1 protein-coding gene is annotated in these 3,397 nt (G+C 43.4%); it reads right to left on the bottom strand.

All coding sequences use genetic code 11. The features are described 5' to 3' along the window. Positions 1–13: 13 nt before the first annotated feature. Positions 14–3,301, bottom strand: a complete 3,288-nt coding sequence (locus tag DSBG_RS21380) for a cell wall-binding repeat-containing protein (RefSeq protein WP_068967019.1) — start codon at positions 3,299–3,301, stop codon at positions 14–16. Positions 3,302–3,397 lie beyond the last annotated feature (96 nt).

Below are 3,397 nucleotides of genomic sequence, written 5' to 3' on the forward strand. Positions count from 1 at the left end.
AGATCTAGGCTAATTACTTCGTGTAAAGGAAGAACTTAGCAAATGAGCCAGTTGTAGCATCTCGGACAACAGTTACGTTCGTTTCGCCACGAAGATCACTTAAAGATTTCACGGAAATGTCTGAAGGATCTGTGACATCAAGCACTAAACCGTTATCAGCAAGGGTAAACGTACCGTCACTTGTTGTAACTTTCTTATTACCAACATCGACACCATCTGTCCCAACTGTTACTGGGCTTACTACACGATCTCCATACTCATTCGCGGTTCCATCCACGATTTCATGAGTGGCTGTAGCAATGTCTTTGACTAAGGCAAGATTTCCTTTGTCAAATTCAAGCACTACTACATCGCCTTTTTTAAGATCGTCACTCGTTGTTAATCCTGAAATCTTATCGGCTGCCAATGTTTGTAGTTTGCCACCTGCGTATACTGTTAGACTTACTACTTTGTCATCGGTATCGCGAAGAACGTTAGTCACTACTGCTTCATCATACGTTGTATCGGATGCTGAGGTCGCATCGAACCAAATTGCTACGACTTCATTATCGTCATTATAGATATAACTTCCGCTCGTAATGTCTGAGCCGTTGTAGTCTCCGAAAGTCGATTCTACATAATCGCCTGCTTTCGTGGCCGCACCAGCATCCGTTGCATCAAACATGATGGTTCCTGAAGTCAATTTCATGCCGTTCACATAGGTGTCACCGGCTTTGAGGCTGGTTATTGTGCCGTAACCGTAGGACGCTGTGGTGCTATTAAAGAATTCAATTTGTTTAAGGTTGCCATTGTCATCGGTATCTAATTTAACCATGTGTCCTTGGCTACCCTCGGCACTGAAGTTGATTACTACGTCAGTTGCTGTACTAGTTCCTGCAGAATTATCGTGCAGTGTGATGCCAGCACCAGCTAACGTCGCTTTCCAATCACTATTAGCTCCAGCGGTGTTATCAATATCATAATCTTTGCCGTTTAGCGTAATTGTGTCGAGACTATCCAAATTGATATCATAGGAAAGTTCATCGCCATCTTGGTTTACAGCTTCAACGTCAATCTTATCCTTAGCTTCAGAGTAACCTATAATGCTGTCCGTTAATACTGCTACCTTATCATTGGTGGTGATATTTGCTACATCTCCACTAATATAGACTAGGTTTCCTGCATGGTCGGTGTAAAGGGCTACATCACCGGCAGCTTGCAGTGCTTCGGCTGCATCGGAATCAACATCTTTTACTTTACCGTCTGTGTCAATATAAACGGCATATTGGTTATAGTCGTAGTCATTGGAGTCATAATCAAATTCGTAACTATTTCCGCCGACTTCGACTGCGTTACTATACACGTTTGTGATCTCACCAGTTGCCGCTTGGTTATTGTAAACTTCTGCGTAACCGTCTCCGCCATTGGCATCTTCATTATAGAAAATTACATCGCCTTTTTGGAGATCAGCTGTCGTGATATTGGCTCCGTCTTTAACGATCGTTGCGTGGGATGCGTCAAATGAACCACTTCCATTAACTCCTAGAACTTCGTCTCCGTCAACGGAGTTGAAGATTAAGAAATCTTTTAAGGTATACGCACTGACAAAGTCAATGTCCCCAGATTTGTCAAAGCCTACTTTGGCAAAGTTGAGTTTTTGACCTACATAATCCGCAATATTTGCTTTCGCACCATTTACATAGAAGGCAAATTTAGCCGTTGAGGTATTGGAGAAGTTATCACTGGTAACGTCATACTTTTTGTCTTCGCTAACCATTTTGATTTGGTCTACTTTGGTCACTTCAATAGCGTCTTCTTTGGCGCTTGAAGTCATAACTTGAGATTTCAGTAATTCATTATCATTGTTATACCAAACCTGTACGGTTTCACCTAACGCAGCTTCATAATTAAACTTAGGATCAAGGACTTTAAGAGTTTTTACAGTATCTGATTTCGTGTCATGAACGGTGATCTTGCTATTATCTACATCAATCGATTGTACCAGGGTTTCCATGGAATACGAACGGTTGAAGTTAGCTGTCAACATCTGTCCATTGACGTTTACTGTCACGGTATAATCGGTAAGGTACTGAAGAACGTTGGCATCTGAAGAATCAGCGGCATACAATGTGACTGTCGCAGCCATTCCATTGGCAGACAATTTGACTTCTTGAACACCGTAGTGATCTTTTGTGGCTGCATCTTCAATGGTAATATCTGAAGGTTCCAGACTGGTTACCGCTTTGCTAAAGTCGATTTCTAAGAAACGGTTGGTATCATCAAGGGCAGTTACTGAAGTAATCGCCAAATCTCCCGGTACGGTTGTAACTTCACCGGCAGCAACGCCTGTACGAATGTTTTCAGGAACAACCGCTGTACCACCAAGCGCTGTAACAACTGTGCTAGCAGACGATTTACTGTGGGTGAACGCGGCAGCAGCAGGAACACTAGCTCCGTCGGTCAGAACAATAGCAGAGTTCGTTTGAGCTGCCAGTGGTGCGCCGGCGAGAGCATCAATACCCGTTTTGCCATTGGCTACATAGACATTATCGAACTTCAGGGAAGAAGCGAAGTCTTGGATAACTTGGTTATTCGTGTCATAGGCTGTGATTCCATAGTGACGAGTTGGGTTTGGCAACTGAGTCATAACTGAAGCATCGATCACGCCGGTTCCACCGATTACATCCGAGGCTGTGATTCCTATGTTTGCAGCTAAGAAAGCTTTAGCACTTGCAGACAGTCCCGATTTTTCAGTTAAGATAATCGGCTCCTTAGCTGCAGAGGCAACTGAGGCGATGGAAAGAGCATCTTGGTTTAACCAACCGTAAGCAACTGCGACTTTATTCACAGGAGCACCCAGTTCAACCATTTTCTTAGCAATATTTACAGATGTTTCGAAACGGTCAACGCCACCAAGGGACTCAACAGTAATACCCATGCCTTTTAATTCGTTAATAACTCCTTGGCTGATTACTGCTGTTCCGCTGGTTACATAAACCTTCGTAACATTAAGTTTTGTGAGTTCAGCTTTAGTATCGGCATTCAGAGCAGCTCCAGGGCCTTGTAAAAGTATCGGAGCGTTTAAGAACGCAGCGAGTGGGCCGGCGGTCAAGGCATCCGAGGCGCCATAAGAAGCTGATGAGGCGAGAATTGCTGTACCGGTATAACCTGTTTGATCAGCAATGGCTACTGCGGTTTGTTCAGCAGTTATACCCGCTAAGCGAGTTGGGATTGTGGTATTAGCAAAGGCGTTAAATGGTATCATGGTCATTGCCATACCAGCAATCGCTAAAGATGCTAAAGCTTTTTTCGTCTTTTTCATGTTGTGAATAACTCCTCTCAAATTGGGTTCTTTTTTTCTTTAATTCTAGCTGATTGGATTTTTTGGATTTTTCTCTTTCCAGTATAGGACGTTCTC

This window comes from Desulfosporosinus cupriresistens (assembly GCF_001707885.1).
Taxonomy (GTDB): domain Bacteria; phylum Bacillota; class Desulfitobacteriia; order Desulfitobacteriales; family Desulfitobacteriaceae; genus Desulfosporosinus.

Coding starts and splice junctions, on each gene's coding strand:
- DSBG_RS21380 (WP_068967019.1), bottom strand. CDS start 3,301: ATGAAAAAGACGAAAAAAGCTTTAGCATCTTTAGCGATTGCTGGTATG.